This window comes from Verrucosispora sp. CNZ293 (genome assembly GCF_002754655.1).
The window spans coordinates 5,920,792-5,946,120 of the sequence record NZ_PEFR01000001.1 but is presented as its reverse complement, the minus strand read 5'-3'; the positions used below and the strand labels follow the sequence as shown (position 1 = coordinate 5,946,120).

Sequence of the window (25,329 nt, the reverse complement as noted above, 5' to 3'; positions counted from 1 at the left end):
ATCCACCTGCCCGGCCCCGGCCTCGGGATACGGCGTCTCGGGCCCTTCCGCCGGGCGGTGACCCCGCTTTGCCGCATGTCGAGCGTTCGGGGGTCGGCCGAGCCGGCTCGGCGCGCAATCGGCCGGGGCACCGACCGTGGCGAGTGTGGCCCGCAATCGGCCGGGGCACCGGCCGAGCCGGTCGCGCGGCACAACCCCGACCACCCGGCCCCAGCCACACCAATCCAAAACACCCAGCACCGCACAAACCCCCACACGTCCTACCGCTACCGCACGGTTGATCATGAGGCGCGGGAGCTCCGGGGTGCGGAGGGGCACGGGGGTGAGTGGGTTAGGCGGCGGGCCAGTCTTGGGAGGCCATACGTGGCGAGACCGCCCCCGGAGGGGCGGCCTCGAGCCAGGAGAGAAACCCGGTGACGGTTGATCGTGCCATGGCGATCTCGACCGGGGCGTGTCGACTGGTACAGCGAAGGATGATCCAGTCGGCGGGCATGGACATTCGTTCCTGCCCCTCGGGCAGTCGCCGTCGTTCGACGGTCAACCCTTCGCGGGAGAGCACCCGCTTGGGGCGTACGGCGAAACTGAACATCCGGTACCAGCGGAGTTCGTCGCCGACGAAGCGGCCGAAACCGGGCGACCAGCCTCGGCCGTCGAGCATGGTGGAGGTCCGGACACTGAGCCGGATGATGCCTCCGCTTCGGGTGACCAGAGCCCGCCGGATGAAGAGAAACAGGATCGCGCCGAGGATCACGGCGACGCCGATTCCGACCCCTTCGACGATCTCCATCGGCGGGTCGGCTCAGTTACCCGAAGCTGCGGCGGCCGGAGTGGCGTTCTCCGCCAGTACGGTCACGCCCTGCTGGCTGACCGAGAGGAAGCCGCCCGCCACGTCGTAGGTGAGCTGCTCACCCCCGGGAAGCTTGATGCGTACCTGGCCGGGCTCGGCGAGCTGGCCGAGCATGGGCGCGTGCCCCGGCAGCACACCCAGCTCACCTTCGGTCGTCCGGGCCATGACCATTTCGGCCTTGCCCGACCAGACCTTCTCCTCGACGGCCACGAGCTGGACGTTTAGCTGCTCTGCCACGCTGTCTCCTTGCTGAGGCGGCGGATTGGGAAAATTCTAGTCGCGCCCCGGACCTGTTCTTCAGGCGGGTGCCAAGACCTGCACCACGAATCAGCTCCGGCTCACCAGCTTCGGATGTTCGAGGAGGAACGGGTCGAGCAGTTCCCGCTCCAGAGCGACGAAGAAGTCGTCCACCTCGGGCGCGAACCGCTCACCGAGGTACTTGCCGTTCTCTTCGACACCGCCACCGGGCAGCTTGATCATCTGGATGTTGCCGGGGCGGATGTCCTTGAGGGCGAGACCGAAGTCGACAACGCTGTGCCCCCGACCACTGAAGATCAGCGACTCACCCGCCGCACGGAGCACCTTGTCCAGCTTGACCGGATTGGTCACCACGTCGGCACTGAGGGCCTGGCCGGCCATCGCCTTGACGAACTGCTGCTGGTGCCGCTGCCGGCCGTAGTCCCCGTCGGGGACACCGTTCTCCGGGTACCGCTGGCGGACGTAGTCCAGCGCCTGCCAGCCGCTCAGGTGCTGCTTGCCCTTCTTGTAGACAGCTTGCGGCCCGATGTAGCCCTCGCCGTTGGGGTTGCCCTGGCGGTGCTTGCCGTTCGGCTCGCGGTGCTCGGAGCGGACCTCCCGCTCGATGTTCATCGTGACGCCACCCATCGCGTCGACGATCTTCTGGAAGCCGGAGAAGTTGATGATCGCGCCCGCGTCGAAGCGCTTGATGCCGGTGACCCGTTGCACGGTGATGGCGAGCAACTCGAAGCCTCTCGCCGCATCGGGCTTGCCACCGGGCACCCGACTGCCGTACGACATCGCGGCGTTCAGCTTGGTGGTGTCACCGTTGAAGTCCGCCTTCTCGAACGGCGGGATCTCCACGTAGAGGTCGCGCGGCAGGGAGAAGAGGTACGCGCGGTCCATCTCCTTCGGCACGTGCAGGACCATGATCGCGTCAGACAGCGGCGGGGTGTCCTTGTCGCGAGGGTCGATGCCGACCAGCAGGATGTTGAGCGGGCCCTTGATGTCGCTCTTGGGAGTGGCGCCGGCCGCCTGGTCGCCGAAGAGGTCCGCCTTGCCGATGGCACCCTCGTAGCGGGCCATCAGCGCCTCCGCGCCCACCAGGCTCGTCCCGCTTAGCACCATCAGGACGACGCCGAAGATGGTGCAGAGCTGCGCCCAGCGGGGAACACCCCGCCACACCGACGACCGCCCACCGCGCTTGCCGCGTCTGCCGGCCTTACCCACAAGCATCTCCGTTCGTCGCGCCCCCTGGGGAATACGGGCGCGCGGGGCCGAATGGTTTAAACCGATCAACGCTCATCGGCGCATGAGCGTGGCTAGACGGTATCTCGCAGTCGGCGTGATCGCCGAGCACGGGAAACCGGGCAGCGGCGATGGTACGTCGTGAAGATGAACAGAAGGCCGCCCCGGGGTTACCGGGGCGGCCTTCTTTTTTCGTGTCTTGCGGAAGCGCCGAGGTCAGCCCTTCATCAGCTCGGCGGCCTTCTTCTCCAGGTCGTCGAGCCCACCGCACATGAAGAACGCCTGCTCGGGGAAGTGGTCGTACTCGCCCTCGCTGATCTTGCGGAAGGCCTCGATGGTCTCCTTGATCGGGACCGTCGAGCCCGGCACGCCGGTGAACTGCTCCGCCGCGTAGGTGTTCTGCGACAGGAAGCGCTCGATCCGCCGGGCCCGCTGGACCGTGATCTTGTCTTCCTCGGAGAGCTCCTCGATACCGAGGATGGCGATGATGTCCTGCAGGTCCTTGTAGCGCTGGAGGATCCGCTTCACCTCGCTGGCCACCTGGAAGTGCTCCTGACCGACGAACTCGGGGGCCAGGATCCGCGACGAGGACGCCAGCGGGTCCACCGCCGGGTAGATGCCCTTGTCGGAGATGGACCGCTCCAGGTTGGTGGTCGCGTCCAGGTGGGCGAAGGTGGTGGCCGGCGCCGGGTCGGTGTAGTCGTCCGCCGGCACGTAGATCGCCTGCATCGAGGTGATGGCCTGACCCCGGACGGAGGTGATCCGCTCCTGGAGCTCGCCCATCTCGTCGGCCAGGGTCGGCTGGTAACCCACCGCGCTGGGCATCCGGCCCAGCAGGGTGGAGACCTCGGAACCGGCCTGGGTGAAGCGGAAGATGTTGTCGATGAAGAGCAGCACCTCCTGCTTCTTCACGTCCCGGAAGTACTCCGCCATGGTCAGCGCGGAGAGCGCGACCCGCAGCCGGGTGCCCGGCGGCTCGTCCATCTGGCCGAAGACCAGCGCGGTCTTGTCGATGACGCCGGACTCGGTCATCTCGTGGATGAGGTCGTTGCCCTCACGGGTCCGCTCACCCACGCCGGCGAAGACCGAGGTGCCACCGAAGTTGCGGGCGACCCGAGTGATCATCTCCTGGATGAGCACCGTCTTGCCCACGCCGGCGCCGCCGAACAGGCCGATCTTGCCGCCCTTGACGTACGGAGCGAGCAGGTCGATGACCTTGATGCCGGTCTCCAGCATCTCGGTCTTCGGCTCCAGGTCCGCGAAGGCCGGGGCCTTGCGGTGGATGCCCCACTGGTCGTCGGCCTCGATGGTCTCGCCCTCGGTGAGGTTGAGGCATTCGCCGATCGCGTTGAAGACGTGGCCCTTGACCGCGTCGCCGACCGGCACCCGGATCGGGAAGGCGGTGTCCCGCACCTCGGCGCCGCGAACGAGGCCGTCGGTGGGCTGCATCGAGATGGCGCGAACCACGTTGTCACCCAGGTGCTGGGCGACCTCCAGGGTCAGCGTCTTCTCGCCGCCGGAGAGGGTCACGCTCACCTGCAGGGCGTTGAACAGGTCCGGCATGGCGTCGCGCGGGAACTCGGCGTCGACGACGGGGCCGATGACCCGGACCACGCGACCCGTGGCCGTCTTGGTCTCGGCTGGTCCTCCAGCAGCGGTGGAAACAGTCATCACACTTCACTTCCCGACGCGGCCAGCGCGTTAGCGCCGCCGACGATCTCACTGATCTCCTGGGTGATCCCGGCCTGGCGGGCCGAGTTCATCTCACGCGTGTACTTGTCGATCATGTCTTCCGCGTTGTCGGTGGCGCTCTTCATCGCCCGCCGCCGGGCCGCCGACTCGCTGGCCGCCGACTCCAGCAACGCCGCGTAGATCCGCGTGTTGATGTACTTCGGCAGCAGCGCGTCGAGCAGTGCCTCCGGCTCCGGCTCGAACTCGTAGTCCGGCAGCACGCCGGGCGCCGCCTCGGAGCGGGGCCGCTCCTCGACCTGGAGCGGGCCGATGATCCGGGTGACCGGGTTCTGGGTCATCAGGGACTTGAACTCGGTGTAGACGATGTGCAACTCGTCGACCCCGCGCACCCCGTCCGGGCCTGGCTCGCCGTCGACGTCGTCGGCGCCGGCCGAGAACGCCTTGATCAGCGTCTCGCCCACCTCGCGCGCGTCGGCGAAGGACGGCTGCTCCGAGAAGCCCGTCCAACTGCCCTCGATCGGCCGGTTACGGAACCGGTAGAACGACACGCCCTTGCGCCCGATGACGTAGAGCACCGGCTCCTTGCCGTCGGCCTGAAGGCGGGCGACAAGCGACTCCGCCGTGCGGATGGCGTTGGAGCTGTAACCGCCGGCCAGGCCCCGGTCGGCGGTCACCAGCAGCACGCCCGCCCGCCGCACCCGCTCGCGCGGGGTAAGCATCGGGTGGTCGATCCGCGCGTTGGAGGCCAGCGCCGTGAGCACGCCGGTGATCGCCCGGGCGTACGGCAGGGACGCCTCCACCCGGGCCTGGGCCTTGGCGATCCGGCTCGTCGCCACGAGCTCCATCGCCTTGGTGATCTTCTTCATCCCCTTCGCCGAGCGGATGCGTTGACGAAGAACACGTACCTGCGCCGCCATGGCCCGACCCTAACGCTTCTCGGCCGGAGCACCGCCGCTGTAGCGGGTGACCGTCTCGTGCTCGGACTCGCCCTCCAGCGGCTCCGCCGGCGCCTCGTTGATCGAGCGCTCGTCCTCACGACCGAGGAAGCCCTGCTTGAACTCGGTGATGGCCGCGTCGAGGGCGGCGATGATCTCGTCGTCCCACTTGTTGTCGGCGATCGCCTGGAGCGTGGCGTTGTGCTTGCGCCGCAGGTGCTCCAGGAACTGCGTCTCGAAGCGCCGCACCTCGCCGACCGGAACGTCGTCGAGCTTGCCCTCGGTGCCGGCCCAGACCGAGACGACCTCGTCCTGCACCGGGTACGGCGAGTAGTTCGGCTGTTTGAGCAGCTCCACCAGGCGAGCGCCGCGGTCCAACTGGGCGCGGGAGGCCTTGTCCAGGTCCGAGGCGAAGGCGGCGAACGCCTCCAGCTCACGGAACTGGGCCAGGTTCAGCCGCAGCGAACCGGCGACCTTGCGCATCGGCTTCACCTGCGCGGCGCCACCGACCCGGGAGACCGAGGTGCCGACGTTGATCGCCGGCCGGACGCCCTGGTTGAACAGGTCGGTCTCCAGGAAGATCTGGCCGTCGGTGATCGAGATGACGTTCGTCGGGATGAAGGCCGAGATGTCGTTGGCCTTCGTCTCGATGATCGGCAGGCCGGTCATCGAGCCGCCGCCCATCTCGTCGGAGAGCTTCGCGCAGCGCTCCAGCAGCCGGGAGTGCAGGTAGAAGACGTCACCCGGGTACGCCTCACGGCCCGGCGGGCGGCGCAGCAGCAGCGACACGGCCCGGTACGCCTCGGCCTGCTTGCTCAGGTCGTCGAAGACGATCAGGACGTGCTTGCCGTTGTACATCCAGTGCTGCCCGATGGACGAGCCGGTGTACGGGGCGAGGTACTTGAAGCCCGCCGGGTCCGACGCCGGGGAGGCGACGATCGTGGTGTACTCCATCGCGCCCGCCTCCTCCAGCTGCCCCTTGATCGAGGCGATGGTGGAGGCCTTCTGACCGATGGCCACGTAGATGCAGCGGACCTGCTTCTTCGGGTCGCCGGAGGCCCAGTTCTCCCGCTGGTTGAGGATGGCGTCCAGGGCGACCGTGGTCTTGCCGGTCTTCCGGTCACCGATGATCAGCTGCCGCTGGCCCCGACCGATCGGGGTCATCGCGTCGATGGCCTTGATGCCGGTCTGCAACGGCTCGAAGACGGACTGCCGCGACATCACGTTGGGGGCCTGGAGCTCCAGCTCGCGGTAGCCCTCGTCGGTGATGTCGCCGAGGCCGTCGATCGGCTTGCCGAGCGCGTCGACCACGCGGCCGAGGAAGCCGTCGCCGACGGGCACCGAGAGCACCCGGCCGGTGCGCTTGACGCGCTGCCCCTCCTCGAGCCCCGAGTAGTCGCCGAGGACGACGACGCCGATCTGCCGGACGTCGAGGTTCAGCGCCACGCCGAGCGTGCCGTCCTCGAACTCCAGCAGCTCGTTGGTCATGGTCGAGGGCAGGCCCTCGACGTGGGCGATGCCGTCGCCGGTGTCGGCGACGGTGCCGACCTCCTCACGGGAGACGTCGGGCGAATAGGAGGAGACGTAGCGCTCCAGGGCGCCACGAATCTCCTCCGTCGAGATGGTCAGCTCGGCCATCCTCTGCTTCCTTAAGTATCAGGGGCCCGGGATACCTAGTACCGACCGGTCCTCGGGTCGACTGTCTTTCCGGGCGCTTCGCGGGTGCTGGTCAGCGCTTCGCGAGCGCGTTGCGGGTCTCGTTGAGGCGGCGCAGGATCGTCCCGTCGTAGAGGTCCGAACCCACCCGTACGCTCACTCCACCGAGGATCGTCGGATCAACCGTAAGCTTGACAGCAACCTGTCGATCGTATATAGCGGATAGCCGATCACTCAGTCGCCGCTCCTCCTCCTCGGTGATCGGGGCGGCGACCGTCACGTACGCGACCTGCCGGTCCCGCCGCTCCGCCGCCAACTCCACAAGCCGGGACAGCGCGGCGGTGAACGAGCGTCCACCGAAGCCGGCCAGCGCCGCCTCCGCCAGCCGCACCGTCACCGGGCGGGCCTTGCCCGTCAGGAGCATCCCGACCAGTTCGGCCCGCTGCGCCACCGGCGCCATCGGGTCGGACAGGGCGTTTGACAACTGCGGATCCCCGGCGACCACCTGGCCGAAGCGGAACAGCTCGTCCTCCACCTCGCCCAGCTCATCGGCGCGGTCCGCGCTGGCGAGCAGGGCCTGCACGCCGAGGCTCTCCGCACCGTCGAGCAGCTCCGACGGCGCGGACCAGCGGCCCGCGACGAGCGTCCCGAGCAGGTCGAGCGTGTCCGCACCGACGTTGCCGGAGAGCACCGAGTTCAGCAGCTCCGTGCGGTCCGCACCCGAGCGGGCCGGGTCGGAGAGCGCCCGACGCAGCCGGACCTCCCGCCGCAGCAGGTCCGCGACGGCGAGCAGGTCCGCACCGGTGCCGGCCACGGTCGCCGGCTCGGCGCCGGCGACGTACCCCTGCAACCGCGCGAGCGCGGCGGCGTAGGACTCCCGGCTGGCGGCCTGCATCAGCGGGCCCCCGCGCTCTCGAGGTCGGTGAGGAACCGCTCGACGGTGCCCTTGCGGCGGGCCTCGTCGGCGAGCGACTCGCCCACGATCCGGCTGGCCAGGTCGACCGCGAGGCCGCCGACCTCCGCGCGCAGCTCGCGCACGATGGTCTGGCGTTCCACGGCCAACGACTCCCGGCCGGCGGCGATGATCCGGTCGGACTCCTCCCGGGCCTTGGCCAGGATCTCCGTCCGGATCGACTCGGCGTCGGCGCGGGCGTCGTCCCGGATCCGGGCCGCCTCGGTACGCACCTCGGCGAGCTGGGCCCGGTACTGCTCCAGCAGCTGGTTGGCCTCGGCCTGAGCGGCCTCGGCACGCTTGAGGCCGCCCTCGATCGCGTCGACCCGCGCCTGGTACATCGCCTCCATGCGCGGCATCACGAACTTGAGCAGCACGAAGCAGAGCAGGGCGAAGGCGATCGTCCCGACGACGAGCTCCTGCCAGATCGGCACGAGCGGGTGGTGCTCTACACCTTCAGCGGCGACATACATGTCAGACCTCCGGGTCGCGTCGGGCTACGTCAGACTGCGAACGCGAGCACCAGGCCGAACAGGGCGAGCGCCTCGACCAGCGCGAAGCCCAGGACCAGCCAGGTGCGGTTGTAGCCGGCGGACTCCGGCTGGCGGGCGCTGGCCTGGATGTAGGCCGCGAAGACCAGGGCGACACCGATGCCGGGGCCGATGGCGGCGAGGCCGTAGCCGATGGTGTTGACGTTGCCCTCGATGGCGGCAATAACGTCCATTGCGGGTATTCCTCCTAGTAGAGGCGTGAGTTCTCACGCGTACGCGGTCGTACCGGAAGCTTGGTCGGGCCGGGCGGCCCGCCGAGGTCTTTGGATCAGTGCCCGTCGGCGAGCGACGTGCCGATGTAGTTGGCGGTCAGGGTGACGAAGACGTAGGCCTGCAACAGCGCGACGAGCACCTCGAAGAAGGCCATCAGGATCGCCATCAGGAACGAGAAGATCGACGTCACCTGAACGAAGACGTTGTCCGAGGCCAGCATCACGAAGCCGCCGACGGTGAAGACCAGCAGGATCAGGTGACCGGCGAACATGTTGGCGAAGAGTCGCACCGCCAGGGTGACCGGCCGGTTGATGAAGTTCTGCAGGAACTCGATCGGGATCAGCAGGACATGCATCGGCCACGGCACACCCGGGATGATCAGGCTCTGCTTGAGGTAGCGGCCCAGGCCCTGCTTGCGGACACCGATGTAGAGGTACATCACGTAGGTGATCGCGGCCAGCACGATCGGGAAGGCGATGTGCGAGTTCGGCGAGATCTGCAACCCGGGGGTGACGCCGAAGAGGTTTGTCACCGCGATGAAGCAGAACAGCACTGTGAAGTACGGCGCGAACCGGATGCCGTCCTTGCCCATCTGCTCCCGGGCGATGTTGTCCCGGACCAGCCCGTAGATCGACTCCGCGTACCACTGGCTCTTGCTCGGCACCAGCTTCGGGTTCCGGTAGCTGGCCATGAAGAAGATGATCAGAATCCCGACGGCCAGCCAGACCATCAGCGTGAACTTCGTGACCCACGGACCGGCGAGGTCCGGCGGGTAGAAGTCTCCGACGCTGGGGGGCCAGGGAAGGCCCTCTGCGGCGACAAGCTGTCCGCTCACCGTGTCATCCTCCGCACTCGACAGACCCGCGCGTGCCGGCACTCAGGCACTGAGCCTCTTCATGATCAGGTAGATCGCTCCGGCTGCGCCGAGCATCATGCCGACGGCGATTCCGACGCCGGTCGGCAGGCCCAGGAACTCCCCCGCCAACCAGCCGAGGAATCCCCACACCACGATGCCGGCGAGCAGGTAGCCGAGGACGGCTCCGGCGACACCTTCCGACGAGTGTTCGTCGGGGCTTCTGCGGTGGGGGTTGTCGGCCATGACGTCGCGAACACTATCAGCCGGGTGTTTCGCGAGTGTGCGGCACCCCCCACACTGCGAGCAGCGTGCGGGCGGCGGGTGCGGCGCATCAAGCCGGGGTCAGCCTACTCCTGTCCGACCAGCGGGACAGGCCCACGAAACGCCCGGGAAACGCCAGCCGTACGGTCAGTGATCCGACGGACGGTCCACGCTGGGCAGCGGCGAGCGCAATGCCCAGGTCAGGTGGGCAGCGGTCCACACCACCACGGCCGCGATGATCGCCACGCCCAGATCGGGCAGACCCGGCCAACCGGTAGCTGCCACGGCACTCAGCGCCACGCCCAGGATGACGATCTTCGTGGCGTAGGTGACAAGCCCCACTGACATGATCAGTCGCGGGTGGACGGCGTCCGCCCAGGCCACCGAGAGCCCGGAGATGAGGTAACTGACGATCACCAGGGCGATACCGGCGGCCACCCCGACCGCGCCGGTCGGACCACGCAGCACGGCGGCCAACGGCACCGCGACCACGGCCAGCGCGGCACAGGCGAGCAACGGAAGACGGAGGTACGGCAGCCGGGCGCGGATGGCGCCGGGCTCGCCCGCCCGGGGAGCGGTCGTCGGGGGTACGTCGGGCTCACCGGCGCGGGGCCCGCTCATCGGGGGTAGGCCGGGAACTCGGCGACCAGTTCGGCCACCTCAGCGGCGATCCGGGCCAGCTCGTCGGCCCCGCCCGGGGCGGACGGGTCGGTCCGCACCGCCCGGGCGATCAGCTCGGCGACCTGCCTCATCTGCGCCTCCCCGAGGCCCTGGGTGGTGACGCTGGGACTGCCCACCCGGATCCCCGAGGCGACCGTCGGCTTCTGCGGGTCGTACGGGATCGCGTTCTTGTTGAGCGTGATGGTCGCCGCGTCGCACCGCGCCTCGGCCTCGGCGCCGGTCACCCCGGTCTCCCGCAGGTCGATCAGGGCCAGGTGGGTGTCGGTGCCGCCGGAGACCGGGCGCATTCCCTCAGCCGCCAGCCCGTCGGCGAGGGCCCGGGCGTTGGCCACCACCTGCGCGGCGTAGCTGCGGTACGCCGGCTGCGCCGCCTCGTGCAGCGCGACGGCCTTGGCCGCCACGGCGTGCATCAGCGGACCACCCTGGGTGAACGGGAAGACCGCCTTGTCGATCCGCTCGGCAAGCGACTCCCGGCAGAGGATCATGCCGCCGCGTGGACCGCGCAGCACCTTGTGGGTGGTCGCGCAGACCACGTCGGCGTACGGCACCGGCGACGGGATCGCCTGCCCGGCGACCAGCCCGATGAAGTGCGCCGCGTCCACCATCAGGTACGCACCGACCTCGTCGGCGATCTCCCGGAACCGGGCGAAGTCGATCAGCCGTGGATAGGCCGTCGCCCCACATATGATCATCTTCGGCTGGTGGGCGCGGGCGAGATCCCGTACCTCGTCGTAGTCGATCAGCTCGGTGTCCTGCCGGACGGTGTAGCCGACGGGGTTGAACCACCGACCGGAGAAGTTCACCCGGCTGCCGTGGGTCAGGTGGCCACCATGCGGCAGCTCCATCGCCAGCACCGTGTCACCCGGCTGCACCAGGGCGGCGTACGCCGCCAGGTTGGCGCTCGCGCCGGAGTGCGGCTGGAGGTTCGCGTGCTCGGCGCCGAAGAGGTCCTTCGCGCGGGCGATGCCGAGTTCCTCGGCCCGATCGACCTGCGCACAGCCACCGTAGTAACGCCGGCCCGGGTAGCCCTCGGCGTACTTGTTGGTGAGCGTGGAGCCGAGCGCCGCCAGCACCGCCGGGGAGGTGAGGTTCTCGCTGGCGATCAGTTGCAGGCCGCCGCGCAGCCGGTCGAGCTCGCCGAGCACCACCTCCGCGATTTCCGGGTCGGCCGTGCTGAGCTGCTCGAAATCCGGCCCCCAGAAGGTGCCCTCGGCGGTCTCCACAGCGCCAGAGTCTATGAGACCGCAGACTGGAGGCGTGAGATGCCTGGTGACCGGCGCGACGGGATACATCGGTGGGCGGCTTGCGCCACGCCTGCTGGCGGAGGGACACACGGTGCGCTGCCTGGCCCGGCGGGCCGGCCGGCTGCGCGACGTGCCGTGGGCTTCGCAGGTCGAGGTGGTCGAGGGTGACCTGAGCCGACCGGAGAGCCTGGCCGGGGTCTTCGACGACGTCGACGTGGCCTACTACCTCGTGCACTCGCTCGGCCAGGCCGGCTTCGAGGCCGCCGACCGGCAGGCCGCGACGGCCTTCGCCGAGGCTGCCCGCGCCGCCGGCGTACGGCGGATCGTCTACCTGGGTGGGCCGCAGCCGGCGCCCGACGACGTCACCTCGGCGCACCTGCGCTCCCGTACCGAGGTGGGCCGGATCCTGCTGGACAGCGGGGTACCGACGGTGGTGCTGCGGGCGGCGGTGATCCTCGGGTCCGGCTCGGCGTCGTTCGAGATGCTGCGCTACCTGACCGAGCGGCTGCCGGTGATGGTCACCCCGCGCTGGGTCAGCAACCGGATCCAGCCGATCGCGGTCCGCGACGTGCTGCACTACCTGGCCGGCTGCGCGGGGCTGCCCCCGGAGCTCAACCGGGCCTTCGACATCGCCGGCCCGGACGTGCTGACCTTCGCCGAGATGATGCAGCGGTACGCCCGGGTGGCCGGGCTCTCCACCCGGCTACTGCTGCCGGTACGCGTGCTGACGCCCACGCTCTCGTCACACTGGGTCGGGTTGATCACGCCGGTGCCGAACGCGATCGCCCGGCCGCTGGTGGAGAGCCTGGTGCACGAGGCGATAGCGCACGAGCACGACATCGTGAGGTACGTCCCGGATCCGCCCGGCGGACTCACCGGTTTCGACAGGGCCGTCGAGCTGGCGCTGGTCAAGGTACGCGACGCCGAGGTGGAGACCCGCTGGACGAACGCGGCCGGGGCGGACGCGCCGGCCGAGCCGTTGCCGAGCGACCCGCACTGGAGCGGCGGCACCGCCTACACCGACCTGCGGGAGCAGACGGTCACCGCCCCGCCGGAGGCGTTGTGGCAGGTGATCGAGGGGGTCGGCGGGGAGAACGGCTGGTACTCGTTCCCGCTGGCCTGGTCGGTGCGCGGCTGGTTGGACCGGCTGGTCGGCGGGGTGGGGCTGCGGCGGGGCCGGCGTCACCCGCACCAACTGCGCGTCGGTGAGGCGCTGGACTTCTGGCGGGTGGAGGAGATCGTCCCCGGCGAACTGCTGCGGCTGCGCGCCGAGATGCGGGTGCCCGGTCGGGCCTGGCTGGAGATGCAGGTGCGGCGGGGCGACAACGGCCAGGTCAGCTACCGGCAGCGGGCGGTGTTCCTGCCCCGGGGGCTGGTTGGGCACGCGTACTGGATCGCGGTGACGCCGTTCCACGCCCTGGTCTTCGGCGGAATGGCCCGCAACATCGCCGCCGGTGCCGAACGGGTCGCGGCAGGCGCACCGACCCGCTGAGTGGACGCGGGTCAGTTGCCGGTGCGCTGCCCGGTGACCCGCCAGGCGGTCATCTCGCTCGGCGGCACGAAGTCGCGTACCGGCTCGTCGCGCAGGGCGAAGGAGAGGATCTCGCCCACCCCCTCCACCATCGCGGTCTGCACCGCACGGCCGACGGCGTCCTGCGGCTCGTCCGGGTTCGCCGCCATCGCCGCCACCGCGAGCTGCGGGGTGAGCGCCACCACCGTCTCCGTGGCGTACCGCTCGGAACTGCCCGTCTTGCCCGCGACCGGTCGGCCGAGCTGACCGCGCAGCCGGGTCGCTGTGCCGCCGGCACAGCCCTGGTACATGGACTGGTCACCAACCGGGCAGCGGGCCGCGTCCGCCGCCGCCCGGGCCACGTCGACGTCGAGCACCTGCCGGCAGTCCGGCTGCCCGGCGGCGACCCGGCGGCCGGCGGCGTCGGTGATCGAGGTGACCGGCGTCGGCGCGCACCAGGTGCCCTCCGCGCCCAGCGTCGCGTACGCGCCGGCCAGGTCGAGCGGGGTGGTGGCGGACACGCCCAGGGTGAACGGCCCCCACTCGCGTGCGCCGTGCCGAGCCAACTGGGCATCGTCGTCCGCGCGGAACGCGATGCCCAGCCGTTCGGCCATCTCCACCACCCGGTCCGCACCGACCCGCTCGGTCAGCCAGGCGAAGTACGTGTTCACCGAGTCGCCGAAGGCGGTCCACATGTCGTGTCGGCCGCTCACCGAGGCGCTGGCGTTCGCCGGGCACCAGTAGCCGCCGCAGCTCGCCTCACCACCGCTGATCCGGAAATCGGTGACGATCCGCCGGGGCGCGTCGAAGACGGTGTTCAGGGGCAGCCCGGCCTCCAGCGCGGCCAGCATGGTGAAGAGCTTGAACGTGGAACCTGCCTGGTAGCCGACGATGGTGCCGCCACCGGCGACGAGTTGGTTGACGGTGTTGGGATGGTTCTGCTGTCCGCCCGGGTTCGCGGCCACGCTGTAGACCCGGTTGACCGACATGGCGAGCACCCGCCCGGTGCCGGGCTGGACCACGGCGGTCGGCAGGGCGTGCGGGTGCTCGGCCGGGTAGATCCGCCGCACCTGTTCGGTGGTGGCCCGCTGCACCCCGGGGTCGAGGGATGAGACGATGCTGAACCCGCCCCGCCGCAGGGTGCGCTGCCGCTCGTCGACGCTGGCGCCGAACGCCTTCTGGCTGTTCCACCAGCGGGTGAACCAGTCGCAGAAGAAACCCCAGTCGTTGTGCCCCTCGGGCACCGCGGTGCAGTCGTTGGGTGTCTCGCTGGGCCGCAGGTTCAACGGTTCGGCGGCGGCCCGGGCCGCCGCGTCGGCCACGACCACACCCGACTCGACCATCCGGTCCAGTACGTAGCCGCGCCGGGCGGTCGCGCTGTCGGCGTCGCCGTTTATCGGGTCGTCGCTGTCCGGAGAGCGGACCAGACCGGCCAGCAGAGCCGCCTGGGCCAGCGTGAGCTTCGCCGGTGAGGTGGAGAAGTACCGCTTACTGGCGGCGGCGACGCCGTACGCGCCGGCACCGAAGTACGCGATGTTGAGGTAGCGGGTCAGGATCTGGTCCTTGGTCAGCTCCCGCTCCAGCGCCAGGGCGTACCGGATCTCCTGGATCTTGCGGGCGGTGCTGACCTCGGTGGCCGCCGCCCGCTGCGCCTCGCTCAACCGGGGGTCCGTGCTCAGCACGTTGCGGACGTACTGCATGGTCAGCGTGGAGGCACCCTGGCGGGTGGCCCCGTCGCGCCGGTTGGCGGTGAACGCTCGCACGATGCCCCGCAGGTCCACCCCGCTGTGCTCGTGGAAACGGGCGTCCTCGGCGGCGATGATGGCCTGGCGCATCACCGGAGCCACCTCGTCCAGCGGCACGTCAACCCGGTCCTCCTGATAAAAGGACGTGATCAGGGTGGTGCCGTCGTTGGCGTAGAGGTTGGATCGTTGCGCCGTCGGCGGCGTCCTCAGCGTGTTGGGCAGCTCCGCGTAGGGCGCGGAGAGCGCCGAGAATCCGATGCCGAACACCAGCGCGGCCGGCAGCGCCGCGACCGCCAGCACCAGGCCGGCCAACGTGCCGGCCAACAGGACGGTGAACATCTTCGGCAGGAACGCCCGGGTCATCAGCTCTCCCCGCAGGAGCCGTCAGGACTCCCCCAGAATGGCGCTAATCACCCTTTCTGCCGCGCCTTTCCTGAAACCCGGATGAAATTCGCCGATCAGGGGAGCAGCAGCGCGGCGAGCGGCTGCACCGTCTCCTCGATCTCGTCGGCCACCCGGCTGAAGCACTGGTCGCCGCGCCCCCACGGATCGTCGAGGTCGTCGGTGGACAGGGCGGCGGCACCCTGGCGGGCCTCGTGCGCCGCCTCGACCAGGGCAACCCCGCGAGCGTGGACCGCGTCGGCGGTGGCCTCGGCCGCCGGCAGCGCAGCCGGATCGAGGGCGGCCAGCAGCCGACCGAACTCGCCGAGCACGAACGTGCGGGCGGCGGCGTCGGGCCGCAGGGCGGTCACGTACTCCTGCTGGTCCGCGGTGGCGGTGAGGACCAGGTCCGCCGCGTCGATGTGGTCGGAGCGCAGCTTGCGCGCGGCGAAACCGGCGACGTTGCCACCCCGGCTGGTGACCTGGCGGGCGGCCGGCGGGTTCATCTCCTCACCGGCGTGCCAACCACCGGTGCCCGCACTGTGGCTGTGCAGCAGTTCCTCGACCCGGGCCGGGTCGACCTCGCGCCGGGCCAGCCGATCGGCCACGGCCACGGTGAGCAGCCGCTCGGCCATCGGCGAGCGGCAGATGTTACCCATGCAGACGTGCAGGACGGTGAAGGGAGGCACTACGCCACCTGACTCTCGCGCAGCTCCGGAACCACGTCGCGCAGCCGGGCCAGGTCGATCGCGCCCTCCCGGACGAGCACCGGCTCGTCACCGGTCAGGTCCACGATCGTGCTCGGCACCGGATCCAGCGCCGGCCCGGCCTCCAGGTAGGCGCGCACCGAGTAGGCCAACTGATCGCGCGCCTGGTCGGCGGTGAGCGCGGCCGGTTGGCCGACCTTGTTGGCCGAGGCCACCGCCATCGGTCCGGTCTCGCGCAGCACCTCAAGCGCCACCGGGTGCAGCGGCATCCGCACCGCCACCGTGCCGCTGTCGTCGCCGAGATCCCACCGCAGGCTCGCCGAGTGCTTCACCAGGATGGTCAGCGCCCCCGGCCAGAACGCCTGCACCAGGTCCCGCGCCGCCGCCGGCAGCGTGTAGGCCAGACCGTCGAGGGTGTGCCGGGAACCGATGAGCACCGGCGGCGGCGCGTGCGGGACGCCCTTGGCGTCCAGCAGGGCCTTGACCGCGTACGGGGTGAACGCGTCGGCGCCGATCCCGTAGACCGTGTCGGTGGGCAGGACGACCAGCTCGCCGTTGCGGACCGCCTCGATGGCCGCAGCGATGCCGCGGTCTCGGTCGGCGAGCGACCGGCAGTCGTAGAGCATCACGAGGAGCCAGTCTGCCACGTCACCGCCGCACCCGGTGGCGGGCGGTCCGCGAGGCGGGACGCCGTGCCGAAGCGGGGCCGCCCGGCGAGGTCAGGATGGTCGACGATGGCGTCGTACCGGCCGTCGGCGGCGAGCAGGCCGGGCAGCACGGTGCCGTGGCTGTCGTCGTGCTCGATGCCGAGGACGCCGCCGGGACGCAGCAGGAACCCCGCGCGGTCGATCACCCGACGGATCACGTCCAGCCCGTCGACCCCGCTGAACACGGCCTCCGCCGGGTCGTGGTCGGCCACCTCGGGGGGCACGGCCACCGCGAGCGGGACGTACGGCGGGTTGCACAGCAGCACGTCCACCCGGCCGACCAGACCGTCGAGCAGGGCCGGATCGGTGGCGTCCGCCGCCACCACCTCGATCGGCCGGTCACCGGCGGCGGCCCGGGTCGCCGCGTTGCGCCGCAGCCAGGACAGGGCCGCCGGGGAGCGTTCCACCGCCACCACCCGGGCGTCCGGCACCTCGTACGCCACCGACAGGGCGATCGCGCCGGAGCCACTGCACAGGTCCACCACGAGCGGCTCCGGCCGCCCGCTGGTCCGGACGACCTGCCGGGCCTGGTCGACGCCCCAGCCGGCGAGGAGTTCGGTTTCCGGGCGCGGCACGAAGACGCCCGGCCCGACGGCCAGCTCCAGGTGCCGGAAGCCGGCGCTGCCGGTGAGATACTGCACCGGTTCCCGTTGTGACCGGCGGGTCACGAGCGCGCGGTAACTGTCGAGTTGCTCGTCGGTGAACCCGTCCGTCAGGGCCAACCGCCCCCGGGAGACCTGGAGCACGTACGCGGCCAGCAGCTCCGCCTCGGCGCGGGCCGAGGTCACGCCGGTGGCGGCGAGGGTACGGGCCGCGTCGGCGATCACGGGAGCCGGACGGTGACGTCTCGTCCCTTCGGACGGGTGTTGCGGTGCGGTGGTCACGCAATAATCATGAAGCGTCGCCGTGCACGTGCATAAGCGGGTGCAGCGGCACACCGACAGGAGGTCGCGGGTGGGCTGGCTCGACCGGGTCGAAGACCAGGTTGACGCCCTGACGAAAGCGCGGGCGTTACAGGAGGTGAGCCGTTCCACCGAGGCGTACGCACTCCTGGACCGGGTGCTGCGTGCCACCCGCGACCCGCACGCCCGCGCCGACGCGCTCGTGCAGCGGCTCTCGGCCCTGATCAATCTCGGGCGCACCGCCGAGTACACCCGCGCCATCGAGGAGGCTTCCGCGGCGGTACGCGACCTCGCCGAGCCGTATCTGCACGGGCACCTCAACGCGCTGGCCGCGCTCGCCGCCCACCATCAGGGTGCGCTGGACCGCTGCGTGACGCACCTGGTCAAGGCGGCTCGGGCGCTCGGGGCGGTGGAGGACCCGGACCGGGACACCGCGTGGGGCTGGCACGACCTGGCGATGGCCTACTCCTACCTCAGCTTCCACGGGTACGCGTTGGGCGCGATCGAACGCGCCCGGCAGCTCGGCACCGCCGCCGGGATCCCGGAGGAGACGTTCGCCGCACCGGGCATCCGGCTGCGCAACGCGGTAGCCCTCGACCACACCGGGGACAGTGACGGCTGTCTGCGCGTACTGCGGGATGTCGGCGGTGACCTGGACCGGTTCGTGACCGCCGGGCGTGCCGACCGGCTGCGCCCCAGCAGCCTGGCCGCCTACGGTTACGCCGCCGCCCGCCGGTGCGCGCTCGGCGACGACCTCTCCCCCGCCCAAGGCCGGGATCCGTCCCAGCTGCTCGGCTACGGCGCGGACAGTGCCCGCGCCCGCGACATGCGCCAGCTCGGCCAGGTCTGCCTCGCCATCGCCAGCGGACGCCCGATCGAGGCGGTCACCCGGCTGGACACGGTGCAGGTGTCCGCCGAGACGCTCGGCGCGGCCGAACCGGCCCGGCTGCGCAGCATGGCGCTGGGACGGGCCGGCGACCACGCCGCCGCGCACCGGGCCGACCGGCTGGCCTTCCGGCTCGCCGCGCAGCGGCACGACCGGCTCCGGGACGTCTACATCGACGGCATCGCCGCGCGGATCGACCATGAGGAGATGCGCCGCGAGGCGGCGCGGTTCGAAGGGGAGGCGCTCACCGACCCGCTGACCGGGCTGCCCAACCGACGCCGGCTGGAGCGCTACATCGCGGCGGTGGTCGCCCGGGGCGAACGGGTGGTGATCGGCGTCTGCGACCTGGACGGCTTCAAGGCGGTGAACACGCGGCACGGACACCACTCGGGGGACCTGGTCCTGCAACGCGTCGCCGGAGTGATCAACAGGGTGATGCGTCGGGGCGACTTCGTCGCCCGCTATGGCGGCGACGAGTTCGTGGTGGTGTTGCCCGAGGCGGGGATGACCGAGGCGGCCGAGGTGGCTCGACGCATCGACGCCGCCGTCCGCACCGAGGACTGGGAGTCGCTGGTGCCCGGCACCCCGGTCGGTGTCAGCATCGGCTTCGCCGAGGTGGGGACCGGCGGCCCCGGCCAGCGGGACGCGCTCGGTGCCGCCTTCGAGGCCGCCGACCGCGAGATGCTGCGGGCGAAGGTCCGGCCGCGTACCGCCTGACCGCGCCGACCGGCTCAGCGGCGGGTCAGCTCCGCGTCACCGGCCAGGCGCGCGGCCCGGTCCGCCTCGGTGAGCGCGTCGAGCACGCCGTCCAGCTCCCCGGCGAGCACCAGATCGAGGTTGTACGCGGTGAAGCCGATCCGGTGGTCGGTGATCCGGTTCTGCGGGAAGTTGTACGTGCGGATCCGTTCCGAGCGGTCCACCGTACGCACCTGCGCCTTGCGGGCGTCCGACGCGGCGGCGTCGGCCTGCTCCTGCGCGGCGGCGAGCAGCCGGGCGCGCAGGATCCGCATCGCCTGCTCCCGGTTCTGCAACTGGGACTTCTCGTTCTGGCAGGAGACCACGATGCCGGTGGGCAGGTGGGTGATCCGTACCGCCGAGTCGGTGGTGTTCACCGACTGCCCGCCCGGGCCGGACGAGCGGAACACGTCGACACGCAGCTCGTTCGGGTCGATTGTGACGTCGACCTCCTCGGCCTCCGGCAGCACCAGGACACCGGCCGCGCTGGTGTGGATGCGCCCCTGTGACTCGGTGACCGGGACCCGCTGCACCCGGTGCACGCCGCCCTCCCACTTCAACCGGGACCAGACGCCGTTGCCGCCCTCGGGCACCCCCTTGGTCTTGATCGCCAGCGAGACGTCCTTGACCCCGCCGAGGTCGGAGTCCTGGGCGTCGATCACCTCGGTGAGCCAGCCCCGCCGCTCGGCGTAGCGGGTGTACATGCGCAGCAGGTCACCGGCGAACAGCGCGGACTCCTCACCGCCCTCGCCCGCCTTGATCTCGACGATGACGTCCTTGGCGTCGTGCGGGTCACGCGGGATGAGCAGCTCGGCAAGGCGCTCCTCCAGCGCCGGCACGGTCGCCGCGATCGTCTCGGCCTCGGCGGCGAAGGAGGCGTCCTCGGCGGCGAGTTCCCGCGCGGCGGCGAGATCGGCCCGGGCCTGCTCCAGCTCACCGGCGGCCTTGCGCAGCGGCACCAGCTCGGCGTAGCGACGGCCGACCCGGCGGGCGGTGCCCTGGTCAGCGTGGATCGCGGGATCCGCGAGCCGCTTCTCCAACTCGGCGTACTCGTCGAGGAGGGCGGCCAGGCGCTCACTGCTCATGCTGGGGATCGCTCCTTGGTCGGCGGGGAGACCGGGACACAGACGGACAACGCCCGCGTCCGGCGGGAACCGGACGCGGGCGTCGGACGAGGAGCTACTTGGCCTTCTTGCCCTGGGCCTTGGCGTACTTCTGCTGGAACTTCGCGACCCGGCCAGCGGTGTCCAGCACTCGCTGCTTGCCCGTGTAGAACGGGTGGCAGGCGCTGCACGTCTCGACGTGGATCGAGCCGCCCTTGGCGGTGCTGCGGGTGGTGAAGGTGTTACCGCAGGAGCAGCTGACCTCGGTGGTCACGTACTCCGGGTGGATGTTGGGCTTCATGTCGCCTCGGTCCTCTCGTCTGTGGTCGCCGGGTCGCCCTGTGCCTGCTGGTGGGGGCGTGAACCGGAACCGGTGGCCGATTGACCAGTCTGCCATGGGCGTCGGTGGGCCCCGGAATCGGGCCACACCAGCTGGTCGCCGGTAGCAACATCGGGCCTGGGGTACGCATTCCCGCAGCCCGCACGAAGCATTCCTCCGCCCGCGCCGGTACACGCGAAGGGGCGTGGCCGGATCCGGCCACGCCCCTTCGTCGATCGTCGTCGGCGGACGTCACTCCCCCGGCGTCGACTTCGCGATCTGCATCAGGAACTCGATGTTGGTGCGGGACTGCTTCAGCCGGTCCAGCAGGAGATCCAACGCCGCCTGCGAATCCAGCGAGTGCAGCACCTTGCGCAGCTTGTGCACGATGGCCAGCTCCTCCGGCGCGAGCAGGATCTCCTCCTTGCGCGTACCGGACGGGTGGATGTCGATGGCCGGGAAGGTCCGCTTGTCAGCGATCTTCCGGTCCAGCTTCAGCTCCGCGTTACCGGTGCCCTTGAACTCCTCGAAGATGACCGTGTCCGCCATGGAACCGGTCTCCACCAGAGCGGTGGCGAGGATGGTCAGTGAGCCGCCGTTCTCGATGTTGCGCGCCGCGCCGAGGAACCGCTTCGGCGGGTAGAGCGCGGTGGAGTCGATACCACCCGACATGATCCGGCCGCTCGCCGGCGCCGCCAGGTTGTACGACCGGCCGAGCCGGGTCACCGAGTCGAGCAGCACGACCACGTCGTGGCCCAGCTCGACCAGGCGCTTGGCCCGCTCGATCGCCAGCTCGGCGACGGTGGTGTGGTCCTGCGGCGGGCGGTCGAACGTGGCCGCGATGACCTCGCCCTTCACCGACCGCTGCATGTCGGTGACCTCTTCGGGCCGCTCGTCGACAAGCACCACCATCAGGTGGCATTCCGGGTTGTTGTGCGTGATGGCGTTCGCGATCGCCTGCAGCACCATGGTCTTACCGGCCTTCGGCGGTGAGACGATAAGCGCTCGCTGGCCCTTGCCGATCGGCATGACCAGGTCGATCACCCGGGTGGTGAGGATGTGCGGCTCGGTCTCCAGCCGCAGCCGCTCCTGCGGGTACAGCGGGGTGAGCTTGTAGAACTCCGGCCGACGCTTGGCCTCGTCCGGCTCCATCCCGTTGATGGTGTCCAGCCGGACCAGGGGGTTGTACTTGTCGCGCCGCTGCTCACCGTCGCGCGCCGCCCGAACCGCGCCGGTGATCGCGTCACCGCGCCGCAGGCCGTACTTCTTGATCTGGGACATCGACACGTACACGTCGTTGGGGCCGGCCAGGTAGCCGGTGGTCCGGACGAAGGCGTAGTTGTCGAGCACGTCCACGATGCCGGCCACCGGCACGAGCACGTCGTCCTCGCCGACCTGCGGCTCGCGACCGTTGTCGCCGCCGCCGCTGTCGTTACGGTCGCCACGACCGCGTCGACGGTCCCGGAAACGGCTGCGCCGGCTGCGCCGACCGCCGCCCTCGCCGTCGTCGTCACCGTCGTTGTCCCGGTCGGCACGCTGCCCGCGCTCGCCCCGGTCGCCACGCTCGGCACGGTCACCACGCTCGGCACGGTCACCACGCTCGGCACGGTCACCACGCTCGGCGCGGTCGCCCCGGTCCCCCCGCTCAGCGGCGCGCTCGCCGCGTTCCGAGCGCTCCGCGGTGCGGTCGCCACGCTCGGCCCGGTCACCACGCTCGGCCCGGTCACCACGCTCGGCCCGGTCACCACGCTCGGCACGCTCAGCGGCGCGCTCGCCACGTTCCGAGCGCTCCGCGGTGCGGTCGCCACGCTCGGCACGCTCGGCCCGGTCGCCACGCTCGGCCCGGTCACCACGCTCGGCACGCTCGCCGCGCTCGGCCCGCTCGCCGCGCTCGGTTCCGCGGTCACGACCAGACCGGCCCTCGGACCGCTCGCCCTCGGCGGCGGACTCCTCGGCACGCGACTCCGCCACGGCGGTCCGGCTACGCCGGGTACGGCCACGGCCCTCGCTCTCGACGCTCGCCGCCGGCTGCTCCGCGCCACGGCGCTCGGCCTCCGGCCGGTCACCCGTGTCCCGTACCTCCGCGTGGACCTCCTCGCGGACCGGTGCGGCGGCCGCCGCGACCTCGGCCCGTGGTCGAGGGGCCCCGGCAGCGCCGCCCTGCCGCTCGGTGATCGCGCTGATCAGCTCGCCCTTACGCATGCGAGCCGTCCCCGAGATGCCGAGCGACGCGGCCAGGCTCTGCAGCTCCGGCAGCAGCATCGCCGACAGACCCGTGCCGCTGCGCCGACGGCGGGCGGGGGCAGCGGTGGTGGCATCGCCAGCGACGTTGGAAACATCCGACGTCACGTCGGTGGTGTCGCTCAATGGATTCCTTCCCTCGATAGGCCGGGACTGCCCGGAATCGACAACAGGTGGCCGGGCGGCCTCGGTACACCCGCCTCGCATGACGCTTCGCGGGAGTCTGTAACACAGCAGCCGGTCGGTCGCCCGACCCACCGGATGGAGCGGTGAGCGGGGTTTCGCCGTCTGCGGCGACCAGTGAAGACTGCGGTGCGGCGTGGGCCTAGGCAGGGGTGACGGGCTACCGCCGAAAGCTTCGGGGGTGCGCCGACCCGCAGAGAGATCGCATGCTTCGCGGCTGTGCTAAGTCTAGAGCGTAATCAACTCTTGCGACCTGCGGCAACAGGGTCCCGCTCCGCGTGTCCGAGTCTACCCCGCTCGACCTGCGCCCCGCATACATCTACCGGCAACCGCAGCAGCCGCCAGTCTGTTCCCGCGTCGAAGTCTACGGGCAGCTCGGAAAGGGCCAGCACGGTGGGGCCTGCCCCACTTACCACGGCCGCCACACCAGCGTCACGCAACCCGTTGACCAGGGCAGACGTTCCTGACATCGATGGCGCACGGTAGTCCTGGTGCAAGCGGTCGGCGGTGGCCGGCAACAGCAGTGCGGGCTGTGCGGTCAACGCGTGCACCAGCAGCGCCGCGCGGCCGGCGTTGAACGCCGCGTCACCGTGCGGCACGGTGGCCGGCAGCGCAGCGCGGGCCGAGGCGGTCAGCCCACGCTCGGCCGGCACCAGCACCGTGGCGCGCACCCCGTCGGCCACCGGCAGCGACACCGCCCGGGCACCGGTGGGCTCCGTCCAGGCCAGGGTGAAGCCGCCGAGCAGGCAGGGTGCGACATTGTCCGGGTGGCCCTCGATCTCGGCGGCCAGGCGCAGCACCGCCTCGTCATCGAGGCGGCTCTCGCCCTCGGTCACCAGCGCCCGGGCCAACAGCACCCCGGCGACGATCGCCGCCGACGAGGAGCCGAGTCCACGCGCCTGCGGGATGCGGTTGACACACTCCACAGCCAGCCCTGGCGGTTGCCCGCCGAGCGCGTCGAACGCCGCCCGCATGGCGCGTACCACCAGGTGACCGTCGTCGACCGGCAGGTCGCCGGCGCCCTCCCCGGTCACCGTCACCGTCACGCCGTCGTCCGTCACCTCGGCGGCCACGTCGTCGTGCAGCGCGAGGGCCAGCCCCAGCGCGTCGAAGCCCGGCCCCAGGTTCGCACTGGTGGCGGGGACCCGGACCCGGACCGGTTCGGCGACGAATGTGGTCGACACGCCGACCATGCTAGTGCGGCGGTCCGGAACGTTCACCGGGCCGGACCGGGTTACCGGTTCTCCGCGACGGCGGGTGGCGACGCGGCGAGCGAGAGCCGTCGCGTCGCGATCCGCCATCCGATCGCGTAGACCAGGGTGACCAGGCCGCAACCGGCAAGTACGACACGTTCGTCGACCACGTCCACCACCGCGGCCACCACCAGCTGACTGACGGAGATGGCCAGGGTCGCCAGCATCATGTCGGTGGCGAAGACCCGACCCCGCAGTCGGTCCGGTACCTCGCCCTGCAACGCGAAGTTCGACATCACCCAGTTGCTGCCCCCGGCGAAGTGGGCCACGAAGACCAGGACCAGCACCAGTGGGAACCAGGCAGCCACCGAGGTGCCGAGGTAGGCCAGACCGTAGGCCGACATGGACAGTGCCAGGCCAGGCAGCAGCCAGGCCCGGTTGGTCAGCACCCGCCGCATCATGATCGGACCGACCAACGCGCCGGCCCCGCGTACCGCGAACAGCAGGCCGGCACCGAACGCGCCGACCCCGTACAGCCCGGCGAGCAGCGGGAAGACGGTCAGCACGCCATTGCCGAGACCGACCGCCGACTTCACCGTGACCAGCGCGAGCACCCGCGGGCGGTGCCCGATGTACACAAGCGCCTCACGGATCGCCGCCCAGGTCCGCGGCGACCCCGCGTCCCGCTCGCGGGGCGCCTGCAACGGACGTCGGATGAGCGTGGCCAGGCCCGCGGCGATCACCAGCCCGACGGCACCGACCCAGAAGCAGACGTACGGGCCGGCCGCCGCGCTGAGCACCCCACCGAGCGACGCGCCGACGACAGTCATCGTGCCCCACGCCGACCCGGCCACCGCGTTGCCCGCGGCCAGTTCATCCGGATCGAGCACGTTCGGCAGCGCCGCCTGCGCCGCCGGTGAGTAGAACGCCTTGGCCACCGCGACCACGCCGATACCGAGCAACGCCAGCCAGGCCGTACCGGCATCGCGTACCCCGAGCAGCAGCAGGACGCCGACCAGCGCGGCGCCGTTCGAGATGATCATGATGGTGCGACGGTCGAACCGGTCCGCGATGGTGCCGGTGTACGGCAGCAGCAACGCCACGATGCCGGTGTCCACGGCGAGCACCAGGGCCCCCCACACCCCACTTCCGGTCAGCTGCGGCAGCAGCACCAGCAGCGGCACCATGACGAACCAGTCGGCGCCGAAGACCACCAGCTCGGCCAGGAAGAGATTGCGGAAGTTCCGGTTCCGGGTGAGGACCGAGAGGGTGGACGCCACGGAGCGGACCATACCCGGCCGCTGTCAGCGGTTGCGTCGGAGCGCGGACAGGCCCCCGGAGGGT

The 25,329-nt window shown here is 70.9% G+C and carries 24 protein-coding genes; 2 read left to right on the top strand and 22 right to left on the bottom strand.

The window, feature by feature from the left end:
* Window positions 1-331 precede the first annotated feature (331 nt).
* The 13 genes from CLT74_RS27115 to CLT74_RS27055 all read right to left on the bottom strand — a co-directional run bounded on the left by CLT74_RS27115 (window position 332) and on the right by CLT74_RS27055 (window position 11,352).
* A complete protein-coding gene (locus tag CLT74_RS27115; RefSeq protein WP_099850119.1) occupies window positions 332-787 on the bottom strand; it encodes a DUF2550 domain-containing protein in 456 nt (151 codons plus the stop codon).
* A 12-nt stretch (window positions 788-799) separates the two neighbouring features.
* Window positions 800-1,084 carry a F0F1 ATP synthase subunit epsilon gene (locus CLT74_RS27110; protein ID WP_099850117.1) on the bottom strand — a complete coding sequence of 95 codons (285 nt, stop codon included), beginning with the start codon at window positions 1,082-1,084 and terminating at the stop codon, window positions 800-802.
* A 90-nt stretch (window positions 1,085-1,174) separates the two neighbouring features.
* Window positions 1,175-2,320 (bottom strand): LCP family protein, encoded by a 1,146-nt coding sequence (locus CLT74_RS27105; protein WP_099850115.1) that lies wholly within the window; start codon window positions 2,318-2,320, stop codon window positions 1,175-1,177.
* A gap of 228 nt (window positions 2,321-2,548) precedes the next feature.
* Complete coding sequence (gene atpD, locus CLT74_RS27100; protein ID WP_099850112.1) at window positions 2,549-4,003, bottom strand: F0F1 ATP synthase subunit beta; 1,455 nt, start codon at window positions 4,001-4,003, stop codon at window positions 2,549-2,551.
* Window positions 4,003-4,941 (bottom strand): F0F1 ATP synthase subunit gamma, encoded by a 939-nt coding sequence (locus CLT74_RS27095; protein WP_099850110.1) that lies wholly within the window; start codon window positions 4,939-4,941, stop codon window positions 4,003-4,005. Before CLT74_RS27095 ends, atpD begins: the two co-directional genes overlap by 1 nt.
* Before the next feature lie 9 nt (window positions 4,942-4,950).
* Entirely contained in the window at window positions 4,951-6,597 is a 1,647-nt protein-coding gene (gene atpA / locus CLT74_RS27090) for a F0F1 ATP synthase subunit alpha (protein WP_099850108.1), read from the bottom strand.
* 91 nt (window positions 6,598-6,688) lie between these two features.
* Entirely contained in the window at window positions 6,689-7,510 is an 822-nt protein-coding gene (locus CLT74_RS27085) for a F0F1 ATP synthase subunit delta (RefSeq protein WP_099850106.1), read from the bottom strand.
* Window positions 7,510-8,040, bottom strand: a complete 531-nt coding sequence (locus CLT74_RS27080; protein ID WP_099850104.1) for a F0F1 ATP synthase subunit B — start codon at window positions 8,038-8,040, stop codon at window positions 7,510-7,512. Before CLT74_RS27080 ends, CLT74_RS27085 begins: the two co-directional genes overlap by 1 nt.
* Window positions 8,041-8,069: 29 nt before the next feature.
* A complete protein-coding gene (atpE, locus tag CLT74_RS27075) occupies window positions 8,070-8,291 on the bottom strand; it encodes an ATP synthase F0 subunit C (protein ID WP_092377903.1) in 222 nt (73 codons plus the stop codon).
* Window positions 8,292-8,386: 95 nt separating this feature from the next.
* The gene (gene atpB, locus CLT74_RS27070; RefSeq protein ID WP_099850102.1) at window positions 8,387-9,208 is read right to left on the bottom strand and encodes a F0F1 ATP synthase subunit A; all 822 of its coding nucleotides are present in this window, start codon (window positions 9,206-9,208) and stop codon (window positions 8,387-8,389) included.
* Window positions 9,209-9,430 carry a hypothetical protein gene (locus tag CLT74_RS27065; protein ID WP_093405421.1) on the bottom strand — a complete coding sequence of 74 codons (222 nt, stop codon included), beginning with the start codon at window positions 9,428-9,430 and terminating at the stop codon, window positions 9,209-9,211.
* 165 nt (window positions 9,431-9,595) lie between these two features.
* On the bottom strand, window positions 9,596-10,069 hold the full coding sequence (locus CLT74_RS27060) for a Cg1360 family ATP-synthase-associated protein (RefSeq protein WP_099850100.1): 474 nt from the start codon (window positions 10,067-10,069) through the stop codon (window positions 9,596-9,598).
* Window positions 10,066-11,352 (bottom strand): serine hydroxymethyltransferase, encoded by a 1,287-nt coding sequence (locus CLT74_RS27055; protein WP_099850099.1) that lies wholly within the window; start codon window positions 11,350-11,352, stop codon window positions 10,066-10,068. The genes CLT74_RS27060 and CLT74_RS27055 overlap by 4 nt, the downstream gene beginning before the upstream one ends.
* Before the next feature lie 34 nt (window positions 11,353-11,386).
* On the opposite strand from CLT74_RS27055, the gene CLT74_RS27050 reads away from it, so the two are divergent.
* Window positions 11,387-12,865: an SDR family oxidoreductase gene (locus CLT74_RS27050; RefSeq protein ID WP_099850097.1), complete on the top strand. Its 1,479-nt coding sequence runs from the start codon at window positions 11,387-11,389 to the stop codon at window positions 12,863-12,865.
* An 11-nt stretch (window positions 12,866-12,876) separates the two neighbouring features.
* On the opposite strand, the gene CLT74_RS27045 is transcribed toward CLT74_RS27050, so the two are convergent.
* The 4 genes from CLT74_RS27045 to prmC all read right to left on the bottom strand — a co-directional run bounded on the left by CLT74_RS27045 (window position 12,877) and on the right by prmC (window position 17,307).
* The gene (locus CLT74_RS27045) at window positions 12,877-14,991 is read right to left on the bottom strand and encodes a transglycosylase domain-containing protein (protein ID WP_099850095.1); all 2,115 of its coding nucleotides are present in this window, start codon (window positions 14,989-14,991) and stop codon (window positions 12,877-12,879) included.
* Window positions 14,992-15,086: 95 nt separating this feature from the next.
* A complete protein-coding gene (locus CLT74_RS27040) occupies window positions 15,087-15,698 on the bottom strand; it encodes an arsenate reductase/protein-tyrosine-phosphatase family protein (RefSeq protein ID WP_099850093.1) in 612 nt (203 codons plus the stop codon).
* Window positions 15,698-16,342: an L-threonylcarbamoyladenylate synthase gene (locus tag CLT74_RS27035; RefSeq protein ID WP_099853044.1), complete on the bottom strand. Its 645-nt coding sequence runs from the start codon at window positions 16,340-16,342 to the stop codon at window positions 15,698-15,700. Before CLT74_RS27035 ends, CLT74_RS27040 begins: the two co-directional genes overlap by 1 nt.
* Complete coding sequence (gene prmC / locus CLT74_RS27030; protein ID WP_099850091.1) at window positions 16,342-17,307, bottom strand: peptide chain release factor N(5)-glutamine methyltransferase; 966 nt, start codon at window positions 17,305-17,307, stop codon at window positions 16,342-16,344. Before prmC ends, CLT74_RS27035 begins: the two co-directional genes overlap by 1 nt.
* Window positions 17,308-17,377: 70 nt before the next feature.
* Between prmC and CLT74_RS27025 the strand changes: the two genes are divergently transcribed.
* Window positions 17,378-18,928 carry a GGDEF domain-containing protein gene (locus tag CLT74_RS27025; RefSeq protein ID WP_099850089.1) on the top strand — a complete coding sequence of 517 codons (1,551 nt, stop codon included), beginning with the start codon at window positions 17,378-17,380 and terminating at the stop codon, window positions 18,926-18,928.
* Between the two features lie 14 nt (window positions 18,929-18,942).
* Here CLT74_RS27025 and prfA read toward each other — a convergent pair whose 3' ends face one another.
* From prfA to CLT74_RS27000, 5 genes are all read right to left on the bottom strand, one after another.
* A complete protein-coding gene (gene prfA, locus CLT74_RS27020; protein WP_099850087.1) occupies window positions 18,943-20,031 on the bottom strand; it encodes a peptide chain release factor 1 in 1,089 nt (362 codons plus the stop codon).
* Between the two features lie 94 nt (window positions 20,032-20,125).
* Complete coding sequence (gene rpmE, locus CLT74_RS27015; protein WP_099850085.1) at window positions 20,126-20,350, bottom strand: 50S ribosomal protein L31; 225 nt, start codon at window positions 20,348-20,350, stop codon at window positions 20,126-20,128.
* 270 nt (window positions 20,351-20,620) lie between these two features.
* Entirely contained in the window at window positions 20,621-22,735 is a 2,115-nt protein-coding gene (rho, locus tag CLT74_RS27010; RefSeq protein WP_099850083.1) for a transcription termination factor Rho, read from the bottom strand.
* Window positions 22,736-23,031: 296 nt separating this feature from the next.
* The gene (gene thrB, locus CLT74_RS27005; protein WP_099853041.1) at window positions 23,032-23,976 is read right to left on the bottom strand and encodes a homoserine kinase; all 945 of its coding nucleotides are present in this window, start codon (window positions 23,974-23,976) and stop codon (window positions 23,032-23,034) included.
* Between the two features lie 50 nt (window positions 23,977-24,026).
* On the bottom strand, window positions 24,027-25,265 hold the full coding sequence (locus CLT74_RS27000; protein WP_099853037.1) for an MFS transporter: 1,239 nt from the start codon (window positions 25,263-25,265) through the stop codon (window positions 24,027-24,029).
* Window positions 25,266-25,329: the final 64 nt, after the last annotated feature.